Source organism: Sphingomonas azotifigens NBRC 15497 (assembly GCF_002091475.1).
Taxonomy (GTDB): domain Bacteria; phylum Pseudomonadota; class Alphaproteobacteria; order Sphingomonadales; family Sphingomonadaceae; genus Sphingomonas; species Sphingomonas azotifigens.
In genome coordinates this window covers 1-25,081 of sequence record NZ_BCTR01000015.1, presented here as the reverse complement: position 1 = coordinate 25,081, position 25,081 = coordinate 1, and the positions used below count along the sequence as shown (strand labels likewise).

At 66.5% G+C, this 25,081-nt stretch carries 20 protein-coding genes and 1 tRNA gene; 7 read left to right on the top strand and 14 right to left on the bottom strand.

Annotation, left to right across the window (positions count from 1 at the left end):
- The first annotated feature begins 52 nt into the window (after positions 1-52).
- The 4 genes from SAZ01S_RS07635 (at position 53) to SAZ01S_RS07620 (ending at position 5,538) form a co-directional block, all read left to right on the top strand.
- On the top strand, positions 53-1,057 hold the full coding sequence (locus SAZ01S_RS07635; RefSeq protein WP_084581635.1) for a glycosylasparaginase: 1,005 nt from the start codon (positions 53-55) through the stop codon (positions 1,055-1,057).
- 26 nt (positions 1,058-1,083) lie between these two features.
- Positions 1,084-3,855, top strand: a complete 2,772-nt coding sequence (locus SAZ01S_RS07630) for a TonB-dependent receptor (RefSeq protein WP_084581652.1) — start codon at positions 1,084-1,086, stop codon at positions 3,853-3,855.
- A gap of 177 nt (positions 3,856-4,032) precedes the next feature.
- Positions 4,033-4,108, top strand: a tRNA-Thr gene (locus SAZ01S_RS07625).
- A gap of 197 nt (positions 4,109-4,305) precedes the next feature.
- On the top strand, positions 4,306-5,538 hold the full coding sequence (locus tag SAZ01S_RS07620) for a tyrosine-type recombinase/integrase (protein ID WP_084581633.1): 1,233 nt from the start codon (positions 4,306-4,308) through the stop codon (positions 5,536-5,538).
- Between the two features lie 624 nt (positions 5,539-6,162).
- Here SAZ01S_RS07620 and SAZ01S_RS07615 read toward each other — a convergent pair.
- The 9 genes from SAZ01S_RS07615 to SAZ01S_RS07575 are packed head-to-tail and all read right to left on the bottom strand — an operon-like array spanning position 6,163 to position 15,202.
- Positions 6,163-7,164 carry an NAD(P)H-dependent flavin oxidoreductase gene (locus tag SAZ01S_RS07615; RefSeq protein WP_084581631.1) on the bottom strand — a complete coding sequence of 334 codons (1,002 nt, stop codon included), beginning with the start codon at positions 7,162-7,164 and terminating at the stop codon, positions 6,163-6,165.
- Complete coding sequence (locus tag SAZ01S_RS07610) at positions 7,164-8,324, bottom strand: acetyl-CoA C-acetyltransferase (protein WP_084581629.1); 1,161 nt, start codon at positions 8,322-8,324, stop codon at positions 7,164-7,166. Before SAZ01S_RS07610 ends, SAZ01S_RS07615 begins: the two co-directional genes overlap by 1 nt.
- Positions 8,325-8,326: 2 nt before the next feature.
- The gene (locus SAZ01S_RS07605) at positions 8,327-9,109 is read right to left on the bottom strand and encodes an enoyl-CoA hydratase/isomerase family protein (RefSeq protein WP_084581627.1); all 783 of its coding nucleotides are present in this window, start codon (positions 9,107-9,109) and stop codon (positions 8,327-8,329) included.
- Positions 9,106-10,176: a phosphotransferase gene (locus tag SAZ01S_RS07600; protein ID WP_084581650.1), complete on the bottom strand. Its 1,071-nt coding sequence runs from the start codon at positions 10,174-10,176 to the stop codon at positions 9,106-9,108. The genes SAZ01S_RS07605 and SAZ01S_RS07600 overlap by 4 nt, the downstream gene beginning before the upstream one ends.
- 2 nt (positions 10,177-10,178) lie before the next feature.
- Complete coding sequence (locus SAZ01S_RS07595) at positions 10,179-10,955, bottom strand: enoyl-CoA hydratase-related protein (RefSeq protein ID WP_084581648.1); 777 nt, start codon at positions 10,953-10,955, stop codon at positions 10,179-10,181.
- Entirely contained in the window at positions 10,952-12,118 is a 1,167-nt protein-coding gene (locus SAZ01S_RS07590; RefSeq protein ID WP_084581625.1) for an acyl-CoA dehydrogenase family protein, read from the bottom strand. The genes SAZ01S_RS07595 and SAZ01S_RS07590 overlap by 4 nt, the downstream gene beginning before the upstream one ends.
- Positions 12,115-12,876 carry an SDR family NAD(P)-dependent oxidoreductase gene (locus SAZ01S_RS07585; RefSeq protein WP_084581623.1) on the bottom strand — a complete coding sequence of 254 codons (762 nt, stop codon included), beginning with the start codon at positions 12,874-12,876 and terminating at the stop codon, positions 12,115-12,117. Before SAZ01S_RS07585 ends, SAZ01S_RS07590 begins: the two co-directional genes overlap by 4 nt.
- Positions 12,877-12,897: 21 nt before the next feature.
- Positions 12,898-14,088: an acetyl-CoA C-acyltransferase gene (locus tag SAZ01S_RS07580; protein WP_281252153.1), complete on the bottom strand. Its 1,191-nt coding sequence runs from the start codon at positions 14,086-14,088 to the stop codon at positions 12,898-12,900.
- Positions 14,078-15,202: an acyl-CoA dehydrogenase family protein gene (locus SAZ01S_RS07575; protein WP_084581644.1), complete on the bottom strand. Its 1,125-nt coding sequence runs from the start codon at positions 15,200-15,202 to the stop codon at positions 14,078-14,080. The genes SAZ01S_RS07580 and SAZ01S_RS07575 overlap by 11 nt, the downstream gene beginning before the upstream one ends.
- 177 nt (positions 15,203-15,379) lie before the next feature.
- On the opposite strand from SAZ01S_RS07575, the gene SAZ01S_RS07570 reads away from it, so the two are divergent.
- Positions 15,380-16,906: an acyl-CoA synthetase gene (locus SAZ01S_RS07570; protein WP_084581621.1), complete on the top strand. Its 1,527-nt coding sequence runs from the start codon at positions 15,380-15,382 to the stop codon at positions 16,904-16,906.
- Positions 16,907-16,922: 16 nt separating this feature from the next.
- On the opposite strand, the gene SAZ01S_RS07565 is transcribed toward SAZ01S_RS07570, so the two are convergent.
- From SAZ01S_RS07565 to SAZ01S_RS07550, 4 genes are read right to left on the bottom strand one after another with little or no spacing between them, the layout of a single operon-like run.
- Entirely contained in the window at positions 16,923-18,029 is a 1,107-nt protein-coding gene (locus tag SAZ01S_RS07565) for an NAD(P)-dependent alcohol dehydrogenase (protein WP_084581619.1), read from the bottom strand.
- 12 nt (positions 18,030-18,041) lie between these two features.
- Entirely contained in the window at positions 18,042-18,887 is an 846-nt protein-coding gene (locus tag SAZ01S_RS07560; protein WP_232318635.1) for a helix-turn-helix domain-containing protein, read from the bottom strand.
- A 26-nt stretch (positions 18,888-18,913) separates the two neighbouring features.
- Complete coding sequence (locus SAZ01S_RS07555; protein WP_084581617.1) at positions 18,914-20,143, bottom strand: cytochrome P450; 1,230 nt, start codon at positions 20,141-20,143, stop codon at positions 18,914-18,916.
- A gap of 2 nt (positions 20,144-20,145) precedes the next feature.
- Positions 20,146-22,416: a TonB-dependent receptor gene (locus tag SAZ01S_RS07550; protein WP_084581615.1), complete on the bottom strand. Its 2,271-nt coding sequence runs from the start codon at positions 22,414-22,416 to the stop codon at positions 20,146-20,148.
- 201 nt (positions 22,417-22,617) lie between these two features.
- Between SAZ01S_RS07550 and SAZ01S_RS07545 the strand changes: the two genes are divergently transcribed.
- Entirely contained in the window at positions 22,618-24,045 is a 1,428-nt protein-coding gene (locus SAZ01S_RS07545) for an aldehyde dehydrogenase family protein (RefSeq protein WP_084581613.1), read from the top strand.
- Positions 24,046-24,420: 375 nt separating this feature from the next.
- On the opposite strand, the gene SAZ01S_RS23975 is transcribed toward SAZ01S_RS07545, so the two are convergent.
- Positions 24,421-24,573 (bottom strand): hypothetical protein, encoded by a 153-nt coding sequence (locus SAZ01S_RS23975; RefSeq protein WP_167693100.1) that lies wholly within the window; start codon positions 24,571-24,573, stop codon positions 24,421-24,423.
- A 188-nt stretch (positions 24,574-24,761) separates the two neighbouring features.
- Between SAZ01S_RS23975 and SAZ01S_RS07540 the strand changes: the two genes are divergently transcribed.
- The coding region (locus SAZ01S_RS07540) for a hypothetical protein (protein ID WP_245824700.1) at positions 24,762-25,081 on the top strand (320 nt) is incomplete at its 3' end.

Sequence of the window (25,081 nt, the reverse complement as noted above, 5' to 3'; positions counted from 1 at the left end):
TCCCGCCTGAGCTAGGGAGCGCGGCGCAACGGCGTTGCAGAGGGGTGCATCGATGGGACTGGATCGGCGCGAGGCATTGAAGTGGGGACTGGCCGGCGCGGCAGCGCTGCCGGCAGGAACGACATTCGCGCAGGGACAAGCCCCGCGTGCCCTGATCGTCTCCACCTGGGATTTCGGTGCTGCGGCCAACGCGGCCGGCTATGCCCAGTGGAAGAAGAGCGGCTCGCTGCTCGACGCAGTGGAAGCCGCCGCCTGGGTGCCCGAAGCCGACCCGGAAAACCATTCGGTCGGCCTTGGCGGCTATCCTGATCGCGACGGCCATGTCACGCTCGATGCGATCATCATGGACGATCGCGGCAATCTGGGCGCGGTGGGTGCGCTGGAGGACATCCTCCACCCGATTTCGGTCGCGCGCCGGGTGATGGAAAAGACCCCGCACACCTTCCTGGTGGGCGAAGGCGCGCGCCAGTTCGCGCTCGAACAGGGCTTCCCCAAGACGCGGCTGCTGACTCCGGAAGCCGAAGCGGCGTGGCGCGCCTGGCTGAAGACTGCCAAGTACAAGCCGATCGCCAATATCGAGAACCAGCGCGGTTCGGCGCTCGATCACGACACGATTGGTATCGTCGCCTGTGATGCCGATGGCCGACTGGCCGGTGCCTGCACCACCTCGGGCATGGCGTTCAAGCTGCGCGGGCGCCTGGGCGATTCCCCCCAGGCCGGCTGCGGCCTGATGGTGGAGCCCGATGTCGGCGCCGCGACCTCCACCGGCGTGGGCGAGGAAGTGACGCGGATCGCCGGATCGGCGCGCGTCGTGTCGTCGATGCGGGCCGGCATGCACCCGATGGAAGCGTGCCGCGAAGCCGTGCTGCACATCGCAAAATTGCGCGGTGATGCCGTGAAGGACGCGCAGGTCGCGTTCCTCGCCATCGATCGCAACGGCCGCGTCGGCGCCTATGCGCTGCAGCCGGGATTTACCTATGCGGTTACCGATCTCGCCGGGAAGACCAGTGTCCTGCCGGCGCAAAGCCTGCGGCCCGCCGCAGGCAATAATCTTTGAAGTATCAAGAAGGAATGCCCAGCACCATGCGTACCACGTCGTTCACGTTGAAGACTTCCTCCTGCGCGGCAGCGCTGCTCGTCGCAGCGCTGGCAGCGCCTGCGTTCGCGCAGGACGCCGCGCCGCAGCCGGCGCAGAGCGATGCCGACAGCGCCAGCACCGGCGGCGACGAGATCGTCGTTACCGGCATCCGCGGCAGTCTGCGTCGCGCGATCGACGTGAAGCGCAACGCCAACGCCGTCGTCGACGTGATTTCGTCCGAAGACATCGGCAAGTTCCCGGACCGCAACGTGGCGGAATCGCTTTCGCACATTCCGGGCGTCAGCATCGATCGCCGCTTCGGCGAGGGTGAGAAGGTCGCGATCCACGGGACCGATCCGGCGCTGAACCGCATGCTGCTCGATGGCCACGGCGTCGCGTCGGCCGATTGGGGCGGCAACGACAACGATCCCAGCAGCCGCACCTTCAACTATTCGCTGCTCGCGCCCGAACTGGTCGAGCGCCTCGAAGTCTACAAGTCGCCGGAAGCGCGCCTCGAGGAAGGCAGCATCGGCGGCAGTGTCATCGTCCGCACGCGTCGACCGCTCGACCTCAAGGCCAACACGCTGTTCGGCTCGGCCGGCTATTCGTACAATGATCGCGCCGAGAAGGGCAGCGTCCGCGGCTCGGGCCTGTACAGCTGGAAGAACGATTCCCAGACCTTCGGCATCCTCGTTGCCGGCACCTATGACAAGCAGAACCTCGTCCGCGGCGGCGTCGAGTTCTTCGGCTATTCGCCGGGCAAGGACTTCTTCCAGACCGACACGAACGGCAACGTCCTGAACGACGCGAGCGGCCAGCCGCTGCTGAAGAACCCGAACGCGACGATCACCGGCGGCAGCCGTCAGGATCTGCTGAACGCGCGCTACCCGTTCGGCATCAACCAGGCCTTCTTCCAGCAGGAGCGCGAGCGCACCAGCCTGTTTGGCGCGGTCGAGTACAAGCCGAGCCCGAGCACCCGCATCACGATCAACGGCCTGCACATCGACGGCAACTACAACAACTACAGCCAGTCGCTGTACGTGATCCCGGGTGCGTGGTCGGGCGCGCTCGCGCAGTCGCTGACGATCGATCGCGGCCTGGTCACCGCCGGCAGCTTCGGCGCGGCCGACCGCAACGTCACCCAGAATGCCCAGCTCGATACGCTGGTCCGCAGCACCAAGCTGAAGACCGACAATTACAACGGCGTGTTCGAATGGACCGCGCCCGACGGCGGTAAGATCACCGTCGGCGGCGGCTGGAGCAAGGCGACCGGCGGCAAGACCCCGGAGTATCTGTTCGATACCCAGATCGGCCTGCCCTACAGCTATGCGTTCACCGGCAACAGCGCGAAGCTGGATTTCACCGGCGACCTCAAGAACCCTGCCAACTATTTCAACAGCAACGGCGTGGAAGCACAGACGATCGACGGCGTGCCGATCATCGTCAACGGCAAGCAGCTGGTGGCAGCCCGCAGCGGCGGCATCGACATCAGCAAGACCACCGATGAAGACATGTACGGCAATATCGACATGGAATTCCCGGTCGACATCGCCTTCTTCTCCAAGCTCCGCGGCGGCCTGAAATATGTCCACCACATCAATCGCCAGGATGCCGGCGGCAGCAACACCTATCGCGCGAACCCGTACACGGTCGCCGATCTCGGCGTGCCGACGACGGTGACGCCGGACAACGTGTTCAACGGCCTGAACCTGACCGGCAACGGCAATGTGTTCCTCAACATTCCGCGTCAGTCGGTGATCGACATCCTCAACAACTCGATCAACATCCCCGTCGCGAAGCCGACCTCGACCTATTACGTCTCGGAGAGCACCGCGGCCGGCTATGTCCAGCTCGACTTCGAACAGGGCGGCGTCCGCGGCAACCTGGGCGGCCGGCTGGTCTACACCCAGCAGATCTCGAACTCGACCAGCCAGGTGAACCAGGGCGGTACCCCGATCTTCGTGCCGAGCTCGGTCTCGCACGACTATGTGAAGTTCCTGCCGTCGTTCAACATCGCCTATTCGGTGCGTCCGGACGTGCTGGTGCGCGGCGCGGTCGCCAAGGTCATCGCACGCCCGCGCTTCAGCGATCTGGCAGGCTCGTTCAGCCAGAATGATGTCACCTTCGACGCCGGCGGCGGCAACCCGGACCTGAAGCCGTACGAGTCGACCAACTACGAGCTCTCGGCCGAATATTATCCGCGTCCGGGCGCCGTGCTCTCGCTCGAATTGTTCCGGCGTGAGATCGGTTCGTACATCATCAACACCCGCCAGGAAGGCGTGCAGCTGTTCAACAGCCTGCAGCAGAAGTTCCTTCCTTATGGCGTTTCGCGTCCGATCAACGGCGGCAGCGCCAAGGTCAACGGCGTGCTGGTTGCCGGGCAGGCGGAAATCTGGGGCGGGTTCGGCTTGCAGGCCAACTACAGCTATGCCGATGCCTCGACCGACAACGGCCTCAACATGCCCTATCTGTCGCGCCACACGGTCAACGTGATCCCCTATTACGAGAAGGGACCGATCCAGGCCCGGCTGAGCTACAACTATCGTTCGTCCTACTTCCGGACGATCGGCCGCCTGAACTCGCTCGACATGGTCGCGCCCTACAGCCAGCTCGATTTCTCGGCGAGCTACCAGCTGACGCCGCAGATCTCGATCAGCGTCAACGCGCAGAACCTGCTCGACGAGACCTACTATCAGTATAGCGGCGACCGCCGCGCGCCGACCGCCTTCTACAAGAACGGCCGAACCTTCGCGGGCAGCGTCAGCTTCCGCCTGTAAGCGATGCGGGCTTCCGGGTTCCGCCCGGGAGCGTAGCCATCGAGAGTACCAAAAGTCGTCCGCCAGCACCTGCCGGCGGGCGACTTTTTGCAGGCAGGGTCAAGCGGCGCTTCCCGCTTGACCCGCTGCCGCAAACCGCGCAGATGCGTGGCCAGCCTCGCTTCGCAGCAAGCCAGGGCCGGTTTAGCTCAGCTGGTAGAGCAGCGGTTTTGTAAACCGAAGGTCGCGGGTTCGATTCCTGCAACCGGCACCATTTTTCGATCTCAGGAAATCCCATACGGCTTTGTAAACCGCAGAAATCTGCGGTATTTTTTGGCCGTCCGGTTCGTGATCGCTCGTCTGGTTCCATCAAAGCGCAATGCCAAGTGGGGCCTTTTTTGCAGGATTGCGGGCCTCAAATTTGGCAAGAGGCCCCACCCGTTCGGGCCCTCGCTACGAAAGGCCCCAACCATGGCTCTCAGCGACATCGCAATTCGGAAGGCCAAGACTCGCGACAAGCCCTACAAACTGTACGACGAGCTAGGCCTGTTTCTGCTCGTCTCGCCGTCCGGCTCCCGTCTTTGGCGCATGAAGTACAAGCGCCACGGCGTCGAAAAAAAGCTCAGTCTCGGCTCCTACCCTGAGGTTGGCCTGCGCGATGCTCGCAATCTGCGCGACGACGCCCGAGGACTCCTCGCAGAAGGCAAAGACCCCGCCCTGGAGCGACATCGCGAGAAACTCCGGAGGGAAGCGCTTGCGGATATTACCTTCACCCGAGTCGCCAATGAATACTGCTCAAAGAGGCGGCGGGACGGTGACCGGGCATGGGCTCCTGTGACCGCGTCGCGTAGCGAATATCTCCTCAGCCTGCTCGACAGCTCGATCGGCAAGATGCCGATCCATGAGATCGAGCCGATCGACGCGCTCGCTGCGATCCGGAAGATCGAGAAGCGCGGCAAACTGGAGAGCGCGCGGCGAACCCTCCAGCTGGCGAGCGCCGTGTTCCGCTACGCGATCGCCACTGCCCGATTGAAGTCCGATCCGACACGGGACCTGCGTGGCGCGCTGTTGACGCCGACCGTCACACATTATGGCGCAGTTACCGAAGCGAAGGATGTCGGCAAACTGCTGCGCGCCATTGACAGCTACGAAGGCCAAGGAATGACCAAATGGGCACTGCAGCTAGCGCCCCACGTGTTCGTCCGCCCTGGGGAACTGCGCCATGCCCGGTGGGACGAGATCGACCTGGACACAGCCGTGTGGACCATTCCGGCCGAGAAGATGAAGATGCGCAAGCCACATCATGTCCCACTCTCGATTCAGTCGATTGCCATCCTGCTTGAGATCCGCTCGATCACGGGGCCGAATGGCTATGTGTTCCCGTCAATGCGGTCGCGCACGCGACCGATGTCGGACAACACGCTCAACGCTGCACTTCGCCGCCTGGGATATTCCAGCGACGAGATGACGGCACATGGCTTCCGGGCAATGGCAAGCACCCTGCTGAACGAGTCCGGCAAATGGTCCTACGACGCCATCGAACGCGCGTTGGCGCACGGCGACAGCGACAGGGTCCGCGCGGCTTACCATCGCGGCAGACACTGGAAGGAACGCGTGGCCATGGCACAGTGGTGGTCGGACCTGCTGGATAGCCTGCGCAACGGGGCGACTATCCTGCCTTTTCCTGAGGCGATGGCTTGTTAGATGCTTTGGGCTTACAGGACTCACATCTGGAGCTGTAGCCCGCAGAAAAGCGTGGGTTTTGGCGGAGCCCGCGATCCGTGGCCCCTTCGTGGCCCGCCAAAAAATCTGGTCCGAAACCCGGACACAAACCCTCGCCCGAAACCATTTGGTACTTTGCAAAAGTGTTTCGCTAACGCTTTTTCAGACCGAAATGACCACCGCCGAGAAAACACTGACGCATTCTGATCAAGGGAATCCTGGAAACTGTCCGTCGTCCAAACCACCGAACCCGATCGCGGTGAGCACGAGGGAGGTGGCGAGCTCATCATCCAGGCTCTCGTCTATCGGGAACATAGTACACCGTCCTGGATGGTCGGCCATGTCGAGGACGTGGATTCGGCGTTCGGAAAGCTGGGCGGATTTTCGCGGCGTCGTTCGCGCGGTCATCGACCATGCTCGCGACGCGCCGGCCCCCGCCGATCGGTTCGCCGTGCTCGCTCGGCCTTTTGATAGCGCAGTTGGGGTGGAGGGTGCCTACCGATTGGCCGTCATCCCTGGCGAGTTGCTTGGGGAGGATGAGGTGCTGGTACCTGAGAGGGAGCGCTCATGGCGCTCCGTCGCGGCCGATAACGGTGAACTGGCGGATCATGTGATTTCCACCCCATGTTCCACGGTTGCACATGCGGCCAGCCGGCCAGCGATCAGGGCTTCCGCCTCGGCGACAATCCGACTGATCAGGTCGCGGCAGGTCGGCACGTCATGGATCAGCCCCTGGACCTGCCCCGCCCAGATGAGTCCGGCATCGAGATCGCCTGTTTCCAGCGCTGTCCGTCCCCGCGCGCCGGAAACCAGCGGGCGGATATCTTCGAACACCGTGTCCGGCGCGCCGGAACGCGCGACCACCGCATCCGACACGCTGTTCTTCGCCACCCGTCCAGTGTTGCCGAAACGGCGGAAGATAAGGTTGGTCGCGCGCTCGTCATTGTCGACAAGGAAGCGCTTGACCGCATCGTGGATCGGCGCTTCCACGGTCGCGCAGAAGCGCGTGCCCATATTGATGCCCTCCGCTCCCAGCGCCAGCGCTGCGACCAGCCCGCGCCCATCGGCAAAGCCGCCGCTCGCAAGCATCGGCACCCGCACCCGATCGGCAGCGGCCGGGATCAGGACCAGACCAGGCACATCGTCTTCGCCGGGATGGCCGGCGCATTCGAACCCGTCGATCGAGATCGCGTCCACACCCATCCGCTCGGCCGAAAGGGCATGGCGGACGGCGGTGCATTTGTGGATCACGGTGATGCCGCGCGCCTTGAACGCCTCGACATGTTCCTGCGGGCGATGGCCGGCAGTCTCGACGATGGTGACGCCGCTGTCGATGATCGCCTCCCGATACTCGGCATAGGGCGGCGGCGAGACCGCGGGCAGGATCGTCAAATTCACCCCGAACGGCCTATCGGTCATCGCGCGGCAACGATCGATCTCGCGACGAAGGTCATCGGGCGTCGGCTGGGTCAGCGCGGTGAGCATCCCCAAGCCGCCGGCGTTCGACACGGCAGCGGCAAGCTCCGCCCGCCCCACCCACATCATGCCGCCCTGCACGATCGGGTGCTCGATGCCGAGCAGCTCGGTAATTCGCGTGCGGAGGGCCATCACAGCGCCTCGACGATGGTGACGTTGGCGATGCCGCCACCTTCGCACATGGTTTGCAGGCCATAGCGCTTGCCGCGCGCGCGCAGCGCGTGGATCAGCGTCGCCATCAGCTTGGTGCCGCTGGCGCCGAGCGGATGGCCGAGTGCGATCGCCCCCCCGTTCACATTCAGCCGCGCGGGATCGCCGCCGACATGGCCCAGCCAGGCGAGCGGCACCGGCGCGAACGCCTCGTTGACTTCGTACAGGTCGATATCGTCGATCGACAGCCCCGCCTTGGCAAGTGCACGATCGGTGGCGAACAGCGGCTCTTCGAGCATGATCACCGGATCGCCGGCGGTAACGGTCATGTCGACGATCCGGGCGATCGGCGTCAGCCCGTGCGCCTTCAGCGCACGTTCGCTCACCACCAGCACGCCGCTCGCCCCATCGCAGATCTGGCTCGCATTGGCAGCGGAGATGACGCCGCCTTCCTGCAACAGCTTGACGCCACCGATGCCTTCCAGCGTCGCATCGTAGCGAATGCCCTCGTCTCGAACATGCAGGCCGCCTTCGACCGGCACCGGCACGATCTCGTCGGCAAAGGCGCCGCCATCGGTGGCGGCGGCGGCGCGGCGGTGGCTTTCGAGCGCATAGCGATCGAGCGTCTCGCGATCGAAGCCATGCTTGCGCGCGATCGCTTCCGCGCCCTGAAACTGGCTGAACTCGCGCACGCCGAAGCGCGCGGCGATGCTGGGGCTGACCGGGCCGATGCCGATCCCCTCACGCTGGTGGAACGACAGGTTGGAGAACATCGGCACTCGCGTCATGCTTTCGGCGCCCGCCGCGATCACCACGTCCTGCGTGCCGGACATCACCGCCTGCGCCGCGAAGTGGACCGCCTGTTGCGACGAGCCGCACTGCCGGTCGATCGTCACCGCCGGCACGCTGGCCGGCAGCTTCGAGGCAAGCACCGCGTTGCGGGCAAAGGCAAATGCCTGCTCGCCCGCCTGGGTGACGCAGCCGAGGATCACGTCGTCCACCGCCGCCGGATCGATCCCGCTGCGATCGATCAGCGCGTTAAGCACGGTGGCGGCGAGATCGGCGGGGTGTACCCCGGCAAGGCGACCGTTGCGGCGGCCGCCGGCGGTGCGAACGGCTTCGACGATATAGGCTTCGGCCATGCTCAGACTCCCTGGAAATTCGGTTTGCGGCGGGCGGCGAAGGCGGCGAACCCCTCCCGGGCCTCCGCCTGTGCGCCGCTGCGTTCGATGGTGACGGCCTCGCTTTCGAGATGGTCGCGCAGCGATGCCGCCCCGCCCTCCAGCAACAGTCCGCGCGCTGCCCCCAGTGCCGCGGCGGGCGCGGCGACCAGCCGGGCGACGCAAGCCGCCGCCTCCTCCGCCAGCGCTGCATCGTCGACGGTGGCAGTGACGAGGCCCGATCGCTCCGCCGCCTCGGCATCGAGCCGCTGGTTGGTGAGAATCATCGCCTGGGCGCGGCGCAGGCCGATCAGGCGCGGCAGGAACCAGCTCATGCCGCCGTCAGGGGTGAGGCCCACACCGGTATAGGCAGCGGTGAAATGGGCCGAGCGCGCGGCGATGACGACATCGCCGATCAACGCGAGACTGAGCCCGGCGCCCGCCGCCGCGCCATTGACCACGCCCAGCAGCGGCTTGGGCATCGTCATCAGCGTCAGGATCGCGCGGTTGAGCGGATCGATCAGCCCGCGCAGCAGGCGTGGCGCCTCGGCCCCCGCGGTCGCCATCGCCGCGACGTCGCCCCCGGCGCAGAAGATGCGGCCGGTACCGGTCAGCACCACGCAGCGTATCGTCGCATCGGCCGCCACCTCGGCCGCAGCCTCGGCCAGCGCCTCGGCAAGCGCGAGGTTGATTGCGTTGCCCGCCTCGGGCCGATGGAGCCGGATCTGCGCCACCGGACCATCGCGTTCGAGCAGGATCGGCCTCATTGGCACGCCTCCATCGCCGCGCGCGCGAGGCGGGCGAGCCGGGGAAAGCTGGCAGCGCGTTCGCGGGCATGGGCAGAGGCCGCCGTGCCGCGGATCACCCGCCCCTTGATACCGTGGAAGATCGCGGCCAGCCGGAAGAAGTTGAACGCGACGTAGAAGTCATAGTCGGGCAGCCCGGCGCGGCCTGTGCGCGCGCAATAGGCGGCGACATAGGCCTGCTCGTCCGGGATCCCCAGCCCGGCGATGTCCGCCCCGCCCAGCCCCGCGACGATATCCGGCGGCATCCGGTACATCAGCGCGTGATAGGCGAAATCGGCGAGCGGATGGCCGAGTGTCGACAACTCCCAGTCGAGCACCGCGACGATGCGCGGCTCGCTGGGATGGAAGATCAGATTGTCGCAACGGAAATCCCCATGCACCAGCCGGGTCTCGTCACCTTCGGGGATGTGCGCGGGCAGCCACGCGACGAGCGCGTCCATGTCCGCATCGCGGCCGGCGTCGATGTCTTCGAGATATTGCCGGGTCCAGCGGCCGATCTGGCGTGCGAAGTAATTGCCCGGCTTGCCGTAATCGGCCAGCCCGATCACCGCCGGGTCGAGTTGGTGCAGCGTGGCGATGGTCGCGTTCATCGCATCGAAATAGGCGGAGCGCTCCATAACCGGCACATCGGAGAAGGTCGCGTCCCAAAAGATGCGGCCCTCCACGAGGTCCATCACATAGAAGGGCGAGCCGATCACCGCCTCGTCGGCGCAGATACCGACGACCGCCGCGACGGGAACGTTCGATCCCGCGAGCGCGCGGAGCACGCGCGCCTCGCGCAGCACGTCGTGCGCGCCCTTCAGCAGCGGGCCCGGTGGCTTGCGCCGCAGCACATAGCGGCGCTTCGGCGTGGAGAGCCGATAGGTGGGGTTAGACTGGCCGCCCTTGAACTGCTCGACGACGAGCGGCCCGGCAAAGCCCTCCACTTCCGCAGCCATCCAGCGCGCGAGCGCGGCCTCGTCGAAGCGGTGCCCCTCGCGCACCGGCGTGGTGCCGGCATTGCTCGCCTGATCGAGCGGGGTCGCCATGGTCAGCACCCCTTCCAGGCCGGCGGACGCTTCTCGGCGAAGGCGGCAGGGCCTTCCACCGCATCCTGCGATGCCAGCATCGCCGCGAGCGCGGGATAGGACCATTGCTCGGCCATCGCCCGTTCTACCGGCGTCTCCAGCCCGCGCAGCACTGCATCCTTGGTAGCGCGCACTGCCATCGGGCTGCAGGCCAGGATGTCCGCGGCCCATTGCCGGGCGAGCGCCAGCACATCACCCTCGGTCACCGCATTGACGAAGCCCAGCCGCATCCCCTCTTCGGCCGAGACCCGCCGGCCGGTGAGCATCATTCCCATCGCCTGTTTGAGGCCGATCGCGCGGGGCAGCCGCTGCATGCCCCCGGCAAGCGCCGCCAGCCCGACGCGCGGCTCGGGCAGCGCGAACACCGCCCGGGCGTGCGCGACGACGATGTCGCAGGCGAGCGCGATCTCGAAGCCGCCGCCCATCGCCACGCCATTCACCGCCGCGATCACCGGCTTGGTCATGCCGAACCGCGCAGTGAGCCCGGCAAAGCCGCTGGGCGGCGTCTTGAGGCCGCCGCCCGCCGCCTGCTGCTTCAGGTCATGGCCGGCGCAGAACGCCTTCTCGCCGGTGCCGGTGATGATCGCCACCCATTGATCGGGGTCGGCGGCGAAGGCGTCGAACACCCCCGCCAATTCCTCGTGCGCCGCAGCATGGAGTGCATTGTGCGCCTCCGGTCGCGCGAGCGTGACGATGGTAAGCGGACCGTCGCGTTCGACGGTGATGCTGGACGCGGTCATGCGCGCTCCTTCCATGTGCGCTTGATGTGCTTGGCAAGGCTCCAGCGATGCACTTCGCTGGGGCCGTCATAGATCCGGAAAGCCCGGATCTCGCGGAACACCTGTTCGACGATGGTGTCGCCGGTCACCCCGGTGCCGCCCATCACCTGCACGCAGCGATCCACGACGCGCATCAGCGCCTCGGATACCGCCACCTTCGTCATCGAGCTTTCGATGCCGCCGGCTTCACCCGCGTCGAGCACGCCGGCGCACCAGTCGATCATCCGCTCGGCCTGTTTGAGGTCGATCAGGTTGTCGGCGAGCTGAAACCCGACGCCCTCATGGTCGATCAGCAGCTTGCCGAACGCCCGGCGGCGGCAGGCATAGTCGGTGGCGATCTCGTGCGCGCGGATGCACGCGCCCAGCCAGCGCATGCAGTGTGACAGCCGCGCCGGCGCCAGGCGCACCTGGGCATAGCGAAAACCTTCGCCGCTATGCCCGAGCATCTGATCGGCAGGCACGCGCAGATGGTCGATCCGCACCACCGCATGGCCGCCCGGCATCGAACTGTCGATCGTGTCGAGCACGCGTTCGATCGTGATCGCCGGATCGGGCAGGTCGATCAGGAACATACAGGCGCCATCGGCGGATTTGGCCATGACGATGCCCAGCCCCGCACCTTGCGCGCCGGTGATGAACGCCTTGCGCCCGTTCACCACCCAATGGTTGCCGTCGAGCACCGCAGTGGTCTGCATCATCGACGGGTCGGATCCGGCGCCGCCTTCCTCCGCCGGCTCGGTCATGAAGAAAGCCGAGCGGACCTCGCCGCGCACCATCGGATCGAGAAAGCGGCGCTTCTGCTCGGCGCTGCCCACCTTACCGAGCAGGTACATATTGCCTTCGTCGGGCGCGGCGGTGTTGAGCGCCGCCGGCCCCAGCGGCGACAGGCCAGACAGGCACAGCACGTATGCGGTCTCGCGCTGGGTGAGATGGGTGCCGTCCGCGAGGATATGCGGCGTCAGCACGCCCGCCGCGCGGGCCAGCTGGCGCAGCTCGGCGACCATCGCATCGCTGGGGCCGTGGGCGTCGCGACGAGGATCGCGCTCATAGGGCACGACCAGCTCGCGCACGAACACTTCAACGCGGGCGCCGATCTCGGCCGCGCGCGGCGTCGGCGGGTTCATCGCGGCGCCATGCGGATCGCACCGTCGATCCGGATCGTCTCGCCGTTGAGCATCGGGTTCGTCACGATCGCCTCGACCAGCCGGGCATATTCGTCGGGCTGGCCCAGCCGCGACGGGAACGGCACCTGTGCGCCCAGGCTTGCCTGCGCTTCGGCCGGCAGCGTTTCGAGCAGCGGCGTCCAGAAGATGCCAGGCGCAATGGTCATCACGCGGATGCCGTAGCGCGCAAATTCGCGCGCGATCGGCAGCGTCATGCCGACCACGCCGCCCTTGGAGGCCGCATAGGCGGCCTGGCCGATCTGCCCGTCATAGGCCGCGACCGAGGCCGTGTTGATGATCACGCCCCGCTCCTCACCGATCGGGTCCGCAGCGTGCAGGGCGGCGGCGAACTTCGACAGCACGTTGAAGCTGCCGACCAGATTGACCGTCACAATCTTCGAGAAGGACGCGAGCGGCAGGGCATTGCCATCACGGTCGATCACCTTGGCGGGCGGGCCGATGCCGGCGCAATTGACCAGGATGCGCGCCTTGCCGTTCACCGCCTCCGCCTCCGCGATGGCGTTGGCCACGGCCTGCGCGTCGGTCACGTCGACGTGCACGAAGTGGCCGCCGAGTTCCGCCGCCAACGCCGTGCCAAGATCGGCGTTGAGATCGAAGATCGCGACCTTCGCGCCGCTAGCGGCAAGCCTGCGGGCGGTGCCACCGCCAAGTCCCGATGCACCGCCGGTGACGATGGCGGGAACGCCGTTGATGTCCATGCTGTCGATTCCTCCTCGATATCAGATCAGTTCGATCGCGACCGCCGTCGCCTCGCCGCCGCCGATGCACAGCGAAGCGATGCCGCGCCGGCCGCCGCGCGCGCGCAGCGCCGCGATCAGGGTGACCAGGATGCGCGCGCCGCTGGCGCCGATCGGGTGGCCGAGCGCCGTCGCGCCACCGTTCACGTTCATACGCTCGCGATCGATGCCGAGCTCGCGCATCGCGATCATGGCGACGACCGCGAACGCCTCGTTCACCTCGAACAGGTCCACCTCGGCAGCGGTCCAGCCGGCGCGATCGAGCGCCTTGCGGACCGCGAACACCGGGGCGGTGGTGAACCATTCGGGCGCATGGGCATGCGCCGCGGTCGCGACAATGCGGGCTTGCGGCACGAGGCCAAGCCGATCCGCTTTGTCCACGCGCGTCAGCACCAACGCCGCCGCACCATCGGAAATCGACGCCGAACTCGCGGCGGTGATCGTGCCTCCCTGCGAAAAGGCCGGGCGCAGCAACGGGACCTTGTCGGGCCGGGCATTGCCGGGCTGTTCGTCGGTTGCGACCTCGATCGTCCCCTTGCGGCCCGGAACGGGGACTGTCACGATCTCTCCGGCAAAGGCACCCGACGCGACGGCGCGCTGGGCGCGGTCGAGGCTTTCGAGCGCGAAGGCATCCTGCGCTTCCCTCCCAAAGCCATAATGGCGCGCAGCCTCCTCGGCGAAGGCGCCCATCGGCTTGCCGGGGGCGTAGGCGTCCTCCAGTCCGTCGAGCATCATCGAATCGAGCACCCGGTCATGCCCGATCCGCGCGCCGGCGCGATGCCGGGGCAGCAGATAGGGCGCGTTGGTCATGCTCTCCATGCCGCCCGCGACGATGCAGTCGGCGGCACCGGCGGCCAGCGTCTCGGCAGCGAGGATCACCGCCTGCATGCCCGATCCGCACATCTTGTTGAGCGTCGTCGCCTCGACCGTATCCGGCAGACAGGCCTTGCGCGCTGCCTGGCGCGCCGGCGCCTGACCGAGCCCGGCCGGCAGCACGCAGCCCATATAGATGCGCTCGACTGCCGTATCGGCGACACCTGCTCGGGCGACTGCAGCGCGCACGGCCGCCGCGCCGAGATCGACCGCGCCGAGCGGCGCGAAGGCACCCTGAAACCCACCCATCGGCGTGCGGGCATGGCCCGCCACCACAATTGCGTCGCGTTCAGAGGCCACGGGCGATCACCATGCGCTGGATGTCCGACGTACCCTCGTAGATCTGGCAGACCCGGACGTCGCGATAGATGCGGGCGATGCCGAATTCCTCCAGATAGCCATAGCCGCCCAGCGTCTGGAGGGCGCCCGAGACCACCGCCTCGGCGGTCTCCGAGGCGAACAGCTTGGCCATCGACGCGGCTTCCAGCGCCGGCGCACCGGCATCCTTCAGCGCGGCGGCGTGCAACACGAGCTGCCGCGCCGCCTCCAGCCGGGTGGCGAGATCTGCAAGACGAAAGCCCACTGCCTGGTGCTCGAGGATCGGCTTGCCGAAGCTGCGCCGCTCACGCGCATAGGCGACGGCGATGTCGAGGGCGGCCTGCGCCATGCCCACCGCCTGCGCGGCGATGCCGATCCGCCCGGCTTCCAGATTGGCCAGCGCCAGCGCATAGCCCCGGCCTTCGGCGCCGAACAGCGCATCGTCCGGCACCACACAGGCATCGAACCGGAGCGCGCAGGTGTCCGATGCGCCCTGCCCCAGCTTGTGTTCGACCTTGTCGACCGAAAACCCGGGCGTGTCGGTCGGCACGAGGAAGGCGGAGATGCCCTTGCGCCCCAGTGCCGGATCGGTGACCGCTATGACAATCGCAACCGAGGCGATCCGCCCCGAGGTGATGAACTGCTTGGCGCCGTCGATCCGCCAGCCGCCATCGACGCGGGTGGCACGAGTACGGATCGCGGCGGCATCCGAGCCTGCTTCGCTTTCGGTAAGCGCGAAGGCGCCGATCGCTTCCCCCGCGATCAGGGCCGGCAGCCAGCGTGCCTGCTGCGCCGCCGATCCATGCTGCAGCAGCCCGTTCACCAGGATCGAGTTCTGGATCGAGACGATGGTCGAAAGCGCGCCATCGGCCGCGGCGAGCTCGATCAGCGCCAGCGCATAGGCGACGCTATCGGCTCCCGCTCCACCCCACTCGGCCGGCGCGGTCATGCCCATGAGGCCCATCGCCCCCAGGTCGCGGAACAATGCGGGCGGGAAGCCGCCCTCGGCCTCGAACATTCCGCTGTCCGGGCGAATGCGTTCCTGCGCGAATGCGCGGACGGAGTCGCGGATCTGTCGCTGGTCTTCGGTGAGAATCACATCGCCTCTCCACCGGCATCCGTTGGCCGGATTGCCGCTGGAACCGGAATAGCGGACGGTGGTCCTTTGGGCTTTGCCCGGGCGATGCGCGGATTTTGACATTTCTTGCGCGCCCGTTGCTGCCCCGACCATGCGCGTGGTTCCTCGCCCGCAGAACAGTGAAGGAGAGGAACGATGCACCCGGCCGATCATGCCGCGCGCCATCCGCACAGGCCCGCCCTAGTGCTGGCCGAAACCGGCGAGACGATCAGCTTCGGCACCCTGGACGCGCTGTCAAACCAGAGCGCGTGGCAGTTGCGCGCGCTGGGGCTGCGGCGCGGCGACGTGGTTGCGACGCTATTCGCCAATGTGCCCGAAGTCTTCGTGTTCGGTTGGGCGGCACAACGTTCCGGGCTGTACCAGACGGCGATCTCGAACAAGCTGAGCCCGCGCGACATCGCCTATATCCTGCGCGATTGCGGCGCGAAGCTGCTGCTCGCCTCCCCGGAGCATGCCGAGCTCGCCCGCACCGCGCTTGCCGAGCTGCCGGAACTCGTCGCCTATCGCTGGACCGGCAGCGACGACCGGCTGGGCGACTGGCAGGTGGCGGCATCGCTGCACCCGCAATCTCCCATCGCCGACGAAAGCGCCGGCACCGACCTGCTCTATTCCTCGGGCACCACGGGCCGCCCCAAGGGCGTGAAGCCCATGCTGCCCACCGGCCCGATCGGCGCCGAAACGCCCCTGATGCGGATGGGCGCGACCCTCTACGGCATGGGTGAGGACACCATCTATCTCTCCACCTCCCCGCTTTATCATGCCGCGCCGCTACGCTGGGCGATGGCGGTGCAGCAGCTCGGCGGCACGGTGGTGGTGATGGCGCGGTTTGATGCGGAGGAAACGCTGCGCCTGATCGCGCGCCACCGGATCACCCACGCCACCTTCGTGCCGACCCATTTCGTACGGATGCTGAAGCTGCCGGAGGCCGTACGATCGGCGTACGACCTCTCGTCGCTCCGCGCGGTGGTCCACGCCGCAGCGCCCTGCCCCGTGCCGGTCAAGCAGGCGATGATCGACTGGATCGGGCCAATCGTCCACGAATATTATTCGGGCACCGAATGCTGCGGTATCACCGCGCTATCTTGCGCGGAATGGCTTGAAAGGCCGGGGTCTGTCGGGCGTGCGGTGCTCGGCACCCTGCATGTCCTGGACGAGGAGGGCCGCGAGCTGCCCCCGGGCGAGACCGGCGCGATCTTCTTCAGCGACGGCCCTGCATTCGAGTATCTGAACGATCCGGCGAAAACGGCGGAAGCGCATGACGCGCGCGGCTGGGCGACGCTGGGCGATATCGGCCATGTCGATGCCGACGGGTATCTGTTCCTGTCCGATCGCAAGAGCTTCATGATCATCTCGGGGGGCGTGAACATCTACCCCCAGGAAATCGAGAATCTGCTCGTGACGCATCCCGCCGTCGCCGATGTGGCGGTGATCGGAGTGCCGTGCGAGGAAATGGGCGAGATGGTGCTGGCGGTGGTGCAGCCCGCCCCCGTGGCGATCGCCGACGCCGCGCTGGCTGAGGAACTGCGCGCCTTCGCCCGGCAGGAACTCGGCCCGGTCAAGACGCCGCGCCGGATCGACTTCACCGACGCCCTGCCGCGCGAACCCACCGGCAAGCTGTTCAAGCGGCTGCTGCGCGAGCGCTACCTGCCCCCCGCCGTCTGACGGGGGGCTTCGCGATTCAGGGGATCAGCACCACCTTCACGCACTCGCCGCGCTTCTGGGCGTCGATCGCCTCGTTGATCGCGGAGAGCGGGAAGGTCTTCACCAACCGGTCGAACGGGAAACGTCCGGCGCGATGCGCCGCGACCAGTTCGGGAATGAAGTGCTGCGGATCGCTGTCACCTTCCATGATTCCCACCACCCGCTGGCCATAGGTGATCATGCCGGCGAGATTGATCGTCAGCGCATCCTCGGCGCGCGGCGGCACGCCGACCAGCCCGAGCATCCCGCGCGACGTCAGGGCGCCGAGCACAGCCTGGATCGCCTCCACCCGGCCGCTGGTATCGAAGGCGAAGTCGACGCCGTCCGGCAGCAAGGCGCGCAATGCCTCGGTCACGTCGCCGGCGGCGGGATCGATCACCTGCGTCGCCCCCAAGTCGAGCGCAAGCTGGCGCCGCGCGGCAACCGGCTCGATAAGCACGATCGTCGAACAGCCCTGGATCACGGCGCCCATAACCGCGGCGAGGCCAACCGGCCCGCCGCCGACGATCGCGATGCTCGACCCCGCGGGGCACGCCATCGAGCGCATCACCCCGCCCGCCCCGGTCTGAAACCCGCAGCCGAGCGGCCCGAGGATTTCGAGCGGCGCCTCCGGGTCCTCGATCTTCACCACGTTCCGCGCGCGCACCACCGCATGGCCCGCAAAGCTCGACTGGCCGAAGAAGTGCGAGGCGATCGCCTCGTCGCCGTTGGCATAGGCCTTGGAACCGTCGTCCAGCCGCATCCCCGCATAGTTGAGCGGCGGGAATTCACGGCAATAGCTGGGCAACCCCTCGTCGCAGCGCGGGCAATGGCCGCAGCTCGAAAAGCCAAGCACCACGCGGTCGCCGGGCGCCAGGTCCGCCACCCCTTCGCCCACCGCCTCGACGATCCCCGCGCCCTCATGGCCTAGCACCGCCGGCAGCGGATAAGGCGCGAATTGGTCGCGGAACACCAGATCCGTGTGGCACAGGCCGACCCCGACGATGCGCACGAGCACCTCGCCGGCGCGCGGCGCTTCCACCGCCACCGTCTCGATCGAAAAGGGCCCATGGGGTTCACGGGCAACGGCGGCGAGTGTCTGCATGCTTTCCTCGGATTATTGGGAGGGGTGTCGCCAGCTGCTCGGCGTCTGGCCGGCATATTGGCGGAAGGCGCGGGTGAAGTGGCTCTGGCTGGTGAAGCCGGTCATGTCGGCGACCTGCGCGACCGAAAGGTCGGATTGCCCCAGCAGATCGCGGGCGCGGTCAAGCCGCGCCTTCATCACATATTGGTGCGGCGACATGCCGGTCGCGCGCTTGAACACGCGGCAGAAGTGCGACGCCGTCAGCCCCGCCTTGGCGGCGAGCGCCTCCAGGCTGTGCTCGGCTTCGGGTCGCGCCAGAATATCGTTCATGATCTGGTGGATGCGATAGGCGGAGAAGTCGGCGCTGGGGAACGCGCCCTCGGTGCCCGGCGTGGTTCCGCGCAGGGTATGCGCCTTCAGCGCATCGAGCAGCGTGCCAATATAGGCGGTGCGTTCGGGCGTGGGCGCGCCGTAGAGCTCTCCCAGAATCTGCCGGGTCAATGCGATGCCCAGCGGATCGGCAAAGGCGAAGCGCATCTCGCGGAACTGGTTATAGGCGCTCTGGTCCTGCAACTGCGCGACCGGCACCGAGACGGTAACGACGTCCAGCTCCCCGTCGATCCGCCAGCCGGTGCGGCACCCCGCGGGCACGATCGTCGCGCAGCCCGGGATCGAGCGTGAGGCGCTCCAATGGTCGGCTTCCCACAACCGGGTATCGGGCTTGCCGCCGACATGGACGACGAACACCGGATCCACCAGCGCGGGCAGCTCGTAGCTGCCGATGAACTGGCGCCAGCGGGCGAATTGCCAGGCGCCTATGTTCACGCTGCGATCGGGCGCTCGGCCGATCGTATCCGCAATGATGGTTTCGTTGCTCATCGGCCGGTTCGCCATCGCATCTCTCCTCAGGCAGGCCGCAGAATGACGTCGAGGTTCTTGAGGCCGTTGATGAAATTCGACCGGAACCGTCGCGGCGGCGCTTGCACCTCGAACGAGGTAACACGATCCGCCAGCATGTCGAAGGCGACACGCAACTGCATCTCGGCCAGCCGCGAGCCGACGCAGACATGCTGTCCCGATCCGAAACCGACATGCTGCGCGCCCTTGCGCCCGACCAGGAAGCGATCGGCATCGGGGAACACCTGTTCGTCTCGATTGCCGGAAATGTACCAGAGGACCACCTTGTCCCCCTTCGCCACCTTCTGCCCGCCGATCACCGTGTCTTCCATCGCGGTGCGGCGCATGTGCATCACCGGGCTGGCATGGCGCACCATCTCCGCCGTCGCGGTCTTGAGCAGGCTGCGGTCGGCACGGATCGCCTGCCACTGATCAGGGTTCGCCGAAAAGGCCGCGACGCTGTGGCTCAGCGAATTGCGGGTGGTCTCGTTGCCGCCGACCAGCACCAGGATCAGGTTGCCGATGAAATCGCGGAACGGCACCGGCACGCCGTCGATCTCGGCATTGGCGAGCAGCGAGGCGATGTCCGACCTGGGGTGGGCGCGGCGCGCGTCGAACAGTTCCTGCGCGAAGGCGAAGAACTCGGCCAGCGTCGCGGCCATCGCCTCGGGACTCTGGCGGAACTCGGGATCGTCCTCGCCGACAAAGGCGTTGGTCCAGTCATAGAGGCTCGGCCACAGATCGCCCGACACGCCGAGCAGTTCGGCCAGCGTCATCAACGGCAGCGGCGCCGACAGGAGCGGTACGAGATTGACCGGCTCGCCGAGCGGGATCGCGTCGACCAGCCGCGTCACCCGCTCGCGGATCCGCGTCTCGATATCGCCCAGCCGGCCGGGCGCCAGCGCGGGCATGACGAACTTGCGATAGCGGGTATGCACCGGCGGATCGCGCGAGATGAACGGCACGCCGATCGCCGATTCCCCTGCGCCGGTCAGCCCCACTTCATTCTCGTTGAAGATGCGGTGGCCGCCATTTTCGTGCGCCGAGGAAAACAGCTGCGGCTGGCGCGACACCTCGACGATGTCGGCGTGGCGCAGCACCGACCAGAAACCGGCGCCATCGGTTTCCGGCGTCCAGTGGACCGGATCTTCGCGGCGCAGCGCCGCGAAGAGGTCCCAGGGCACCCCGGCCTCGTACAGGCCTGGATCCTTCAGGTCGGTTTGCAGCAATGTTGCCATGATCAGAAACTCACCCGGGCGGAGAGGCCGTAGGTTCGCGGCATCGCCGGAACCAGGAAGTTGTAGGGAAAGCCGGCACCGCGAAGATCGAGCCCATAGGCATAGGTGCGCGCGTTGAGCAGGTTGTTGGCGAATGCCTTGAAGGTGAAGCGGTCGACGGTGAGTGCGGCGGTTAGGTTCACCTTGGCATAGCCTTCCTGCTGCAGTTCGCGGTTCTGCTGCGCCGTGCCCACGGCGTTCACCGCGTTGAACGGCGAGAAATATTGCCGCGAGAAATAGGCAACGCTGGGCGACAGGGTCAGGCCGGTGGTGCCCCGCCGGAACAGGGTCAGGTCCGCCCCCGCCTGCGCCGTGAAGCGCGGCGCGAACGGCAGGTCGTTGCCGGACAGGTTGGTGCCCTGAAGGGTCAGTTCCTTGTAGGTCGAATGGAGATAGCCGGCGGCAGCGTTCAGGGTCAGCGTCGGCGCCACGCGAAGCCGCGCCTCACCCTCCACCCCATAGACTTCGGCCTTGGGCGCGTTGACCAGGAAGGAGACCGGTCCCGGCCGCGTATCCTGCACCTGCTGGTTGCGATAGTCATAGTAGAAGCCGGCCATCGACAGGGTCAGTGCATTGTCGAGATAGCGGCCCTTCAGGCCCACCTCATAGGCGTTGACCCGCTCGGGATTGATGTAGTTGATGCCCGCCGACGAGGTATAGCCGCCGCCGTTGAACGCGCCCGAGCGGTAGCCGCGATTGTAGCTGGCATAGACGAGCGTGCCGTTGTCGAAGGTATAGCTGAGCGACACCCGCCCCGTGAGCGCATTGTTACGGCCATCCAGCTGGTAGCGCGCCGCGGGGTTGTAGGCACAGGTGCCAGGCACAGTGGGGCACGGCACCGTCGTCGCAAGCGGCGTCCGGGCGCCATCGACATTGCCGGCGAAGAGATAGGCATAGCCGTCACGATACTGGCTGCGGTCCCAGGTATAGCGGGCGCCGAGCGTGAGGGTCAGCTTGGGGGTGAGCGCATAATCGCCCTGTGCAAACACCGCATAGGAGCGGCGGACCTGGCGATAATGCTGGAAGAAGCCGCCGTTGATCGTCGGCGCGATCGCCTGGCCGATGTTGAACGTGTTGTCCGTGATCGTCTCGTCCCAGCCGTAGAAGCCGCCGCCGACCAGCTTCAGCTTGCCCGCAGCATAGTTGAAGCGCGCTTCCTCGCTGAACTGCTGGAACTTCGACTGCCAGTTGATGTCGAGAATGTCGAGAGGCGAGCCGTCGGCAGCCTGTTGCAGATTCTGCTTGCCGCCGTCCCGCGAGGTGATCGAGGTGAAGGTGAGCGCAGGGGAGACAGTGTAGGCGATCGTCGCCGATCCGCCATAGGCCTCGGTCTTGTTCAGGCCGATGCGGTTCTCGTTGACCTGGAAGAAATCCAGCCCGCTGCGATAGGGCAGCAGCCCTTGCACGGCAGCCTGGCTGCCGCGATCGCGGCCCCCATAAACTTTGAGCTTGATGTCGAGCGGCCCAGCGCCCGGCCGGATGCGCAGGGTCGCGCGGCCCTGCAGCGTGTCCTGCGAATTGGCGTCGCGGCCACCGGGATAGACATTCTGGATCTGGCCGTCGCCCTTCACATAGTTCCCGGCGATCCGCACGCCCAGTTCGTCTTCCACCATCGTCGCTTCGATCGCGGCCTGGGCAGTGACGGTGTTGAAATTGCCGTACCCGGCCTCGGCATAGCCCTGGTTGCCGCTCAGCGTCGGCGTCTTGGTGATGAAGTTGATCGCGCCGCCGGTAGTGTTGCGGCCGAACAGCGTGCCCTGCGGCCCACGCAGCACCTCTACACGTTCCATGTCGAACAGGCCCATGCCGTGCGCGGTGCGGCTCGCGAGATAGACATCGTCGACATAGACGCCGATCGGGGACGCCTGGTTCGAGTTGTACTCGTTGGCGACGCTGATGCCGCGCAGCGAGAAGTTCGGCTGGGTCGATCCATAGGGACTGCTGACCTGAAGGTTCGGCACCGCCGTCGCCAGGCTGGCGGAGTTGACGATTCCCTTGCTGGCCAGCGTGTCGCCCCCGATCGCCGAAATGGCGATCGGCACGGTGAGGATCGATTCCGCCCGCCGCTGTGCCGTGACGATGATCTCCCCGTCGCCCGCCGCGCTCGCCTGCGCCGGCGGCGTGGTCTGATCGGGTGCAGCCGGGTCGGTGCCCGTTGCGGACTGCGCATAGGCCGACACGGGAAGTATCGATGCGACCCCTGCAAGCAGCGCAGCGATGATGCTGGCCTTCATGGTGCCTCTCCATTTTTCGATGAGGCTCTGTTGCGGCCTCTTCCACTCGAGGGTGTAGCCCAGCCCGCCGCCAAGCGCGTTGCACCGACTTGCCGCGCTTTTTGACATTTCTTGCGCTGCGGGCGGCAAGCGCCGGGCGATCTGATACGCCCCCATTCAAGAGCGCGGCCCCGGCATCGCGCCGACGCACAGGAGAGTGACATGCAGTTTGACGGGCTGTTTTCGATGACCATCGGTGGGCGCGCGGTTGCCGGCGAGCACCGGTTCGACGTGCTCAATCCCGCCACCGAAACGCCGATCGCGCAGGCCCCCGACGCCACAAGCGCCGAACTGGATGCCGCCGTCGCTGCGGCACGCGCGGCTTTCCCCGGCTGGGCCGACACGCCAATCGCGACGCGCCGCGCGCTGCTGGAGCAACTGGCCAATGCGCTGATGGCCGAAATCGACGGCTTCACCCGCCTCCTGACCGCGGAGCAGGGCAAGCCCCATGCTGATGCCCGTTCCGAGATCCTCGCCTCCGCCTATTGGCTGCAAGGGGCGGCGACCCTGGACCTGCCGGTCACCGTCAACGAAGACAGCGCCGAACGCTACAGCGAGACGCGGCACGTGCCGATCGGCGTGGTCGGCGCGATCGCGCCGTGGAATTTCCCGATGGTGCTGGCGATGTTCAAGCTGGGCCCGGCGCTGCTGGCGGGCAACACCGTGGTGCTGAAACCCTCGCCCTTCACGCCGCTGACGACGCTGAAATTCGGCGAACTGGCGGCGACGATCCTGCCCGCCGGCGTGCTCAACACCATCAGCGGCGGCGACCGGCTCGGCCCTTGGCTGACCGAACATCCCGGCATCGATAAGGTGAGCTTCACCGGCTCGACCGCCACCGGCCGCCGGGTCATGCAGAGCGCCTCGGCGACGCTCAAGCGCGTCACACTGGAACTGGGCGGCAACGATCCCGCGATCGTGCTGGCCGATGCGGATGTGGAGGCGCTGGCCGAGCGGCTGTTCTGGGCCGCCTTCACCAATAACGGGCAGGTCTGCATCGCCACCAAGCGCATGTATGTGCACGAGCAGGTCTATGATCGCCTGAAGGACGCGCTGGTCGCCTATGCACGCACGGTGAGGTTGGGCGACGGTGCCGAGCAGGGAACGCAGTTGGGGCCGATCAACAATGCCGTGCAATATCGCCGGGTGCTCGATCTGATCGCGGATGCGCGCGAGCAGGGCTATCGCTTCCTGACCGGCGACGCACCGCATGAAGGACCAGGCTATTTCGTCCCGGTGACGATCCTCGATAATCCGCCCGAAACGAGCCGGATCGTCCAGGAGGAACAGTTCGGCCCGGTGCTGCCGCTAGTGAAGTTTCGCGATATCGACGAGGTGATCGCCCGCGCCAATGCAAGCGACTATGGGTTGGGCGCCTCGGTCTGGGGCAGCGACGAGGATGCCGCGCTCGCGGTGGCACGGCGGATCGCCAGCGGCACGGTGTGGATCAACGAGACCCAGCATCTCAGCCCCCTCGCTGCCTTTGGCGGGATGAAGCAATCGGGACTCGGGGTGGAAGGCGGCGTGGAAGGGCTACTTGAATATACCAATGCCCAAACGGTCGTTCGCCGTCGCAATGCATCCACCTGATCGTCGCGTTGCTCGCAGATCTCGGCTTCATGCCTCGACGTGATAGCTCCCCCTGAAGAGAGCGGCAATGCCCCTGCCAGCTTGGCGATGGTTGGCACCCGGTTAAAACTCGACTGTCGGTCCGGCTGCATTGGCGTGAACGCCGAGATCTAATCCGTTTCCACGATGAGTCCAGGATGTGTGACCTGTCTTGACGGCCCCACAAACGGATGGAGCATTGCGCCTGACGTCCACGCGCGCGTCGTGACCGATGCCGATGGTGATCAATGGTGGAGCGCCGACGTACCGCGCGGGGTCGGCAAGCCCAATGCCGAGTCGCGCTGGCGCATGCGACTCGTGCGACCGGGCGCGATCGAGCTGGAGGCGACGATCGGATCACGGATCGATGATGATCCTCAGATCATGGTCGATGGCCGCGACCTTGAAGGCCGCATTGTCGCGAGCGTCGAGCGATTGGCGGCGTGCGTGGCCGAAGTAGGGCTTGGCGGCCCGGCGCTGCTGGCGATCGGCTTCGAAGGCGTCGAGCATGTCGAGCTGAACCGATCGAGATCAACGGCAAGCGCGTCGCCGCTGGCTATGAGGTCAAACGCCTGCTTGGTCCCTCGAAATTTCCGGCAGGGCTGTTCCGCAATAATGCCCATGCCGAGCTGTCAGCGGTCATCTTCACCAACGCCTGCGCGCTCAGCAAATTCAATCGCGTCGCGCTGACCCGCGGCATGCAATCGCATGTTGGCCGCTGTGTGCGATACGGGCGCTTTTATGATCGCAAGCCTGGCGCGCTCGAAGGCATTCCCTTCTGCTTCGATGTGCTCTCCGACGACTATCGTGCGCTCTGGCCGCAGGGTTGGGAACCATGGTGTGCCGAACTGGAAGTCTTTCACAACCCATTCCCGCGCCATCCATTGCCGACCGAACTGCTCCCCGAGGCCAGCCACTGGCTGGAAGTCGATGGCGCGATGGACTGCCGCCACTACTACGACACCGACATTCTATGGTCGCACTCACTGATCATGGCCGCCGACGATCCAATGCCTGA

Coding starts and splice junctions, on each gene's coding strand:
- SAZ01S_RS07635 (WP_084581635.1), top strand. CDS start 53: ATGGGACTGGATCGGCGCGAGGCATTGAAGTGGGGACTGGCCGGCGCG.
- SAZ01S_RS07630 (WP_084581652.1), top strand. CDS start 1,084: ATGCGTACCACGTCGTTCACGTTGAAGACTTCCTCCTGCGCGGCAGCG.
- SAZ01S_RS07620 (WP_084581633.1), top strand. CDS start 4,306: ATGGCTCTCAGCGACATCGCAATTCGGAAGGCCAAGACTCGCGACAAG.
- SAZ01S_RS07615 (WP_084581631.1), bottom strand. CDS start 7,164: ATGGCCCTCCGCACGCGAATTACCGAGCTGCTCGGCATCGAGCACCCG.
- SAZ01S_RS07610 (WP_084581629.1), bottom strand. CDS start 8,324: ATGGCCGAAGCCTATATCGTCGAAGCCGTTCGCACCGCCGGCGGCCGC.
- SAZ01S_RS07605 (WP_084581627.1), bottom strand. CDS start 9,109: ATGAGGCCGATCCTGCTCGAACGCGATGGTCCGGTGGCGCAGATCCGG.
- SAZ01S_RS07600 (WP_084581650.1), bottom strand. CDS start 10,176: ATGGCGACCCCGCTCGATCAGGCGAGCAATGCCGGCACCACGCCGGTG.
- SAZ01S_RS07595 (WP_084581648.1), bottom strand. CDS start 10,955: ATGACCGCGTCCAGCATCACCGTCGAACGCGACGGTCCGCTTACCATC.
- SAZ01S_RS07590 (WP_084581625.1), bottom strand. CDS start 12,118: ATGAACCCGCCGACGCCGCGCGCGGCCGAGATCGGCGCCCGCGTTGAA.
- SAZ01S_RS07585 (WP_084581623.1), bottom strand. CDS start 12,876: ATGGACATCAACGGCGTTCCCGCCATCGTCACCGGCGGTGCATCGGGA.
- SAZ01S_RS07570 (WP_084581621.1), top strand. CDS start 15,380: ATGCACCCGGCCGATCATGCCGCGCGCCATCCGCACAGGCCCGCCCTA.
- SAZ01S_RS07565 (WP_084581619.1), bottom strand. CDS start 18,029: ATGCAGACACTCGCCGCCGTTGCCCGTGAACCCCATGGGCCCTTTTCG.
- SAZ01S_RS07560 (WP_232318635.1), bottom strand. CDS start 18,887: ATGAGCAACGAAACCATCATTGCGGATACGATCGGCCGAGCGCCCGAT.
- SAZ01S_RS07555 (WP_084581617.1), bottom strand. CDS start 20,143: ATGGCAACATTGCTGCAAACCGACCTGAAGGATCCAGGCCTGTACGAG.
- SAZ01S_RS07550 (WP_084581615.1), bottom strand. CDS start 22,416: ATGAAGGCCAGCATCATCGCTGCGCTGCTTGCAGGGGTCGCATCGATA.
- SAZ01S_RS07545 (WP_084581613.1), top strand. CDS start 22,618: ATGCAGTTTGACGGGCTGTTTTCGATGACCATCGGTGGGCGCGCGGTT.
- SAZ01S_RS23975 (WP_167693100.1), bottom strand. CDS start 24,573: ATGCTCGACGCCTTCGAAGCCGATCGCCAGCAGCGCCGGGCCGCCAAG.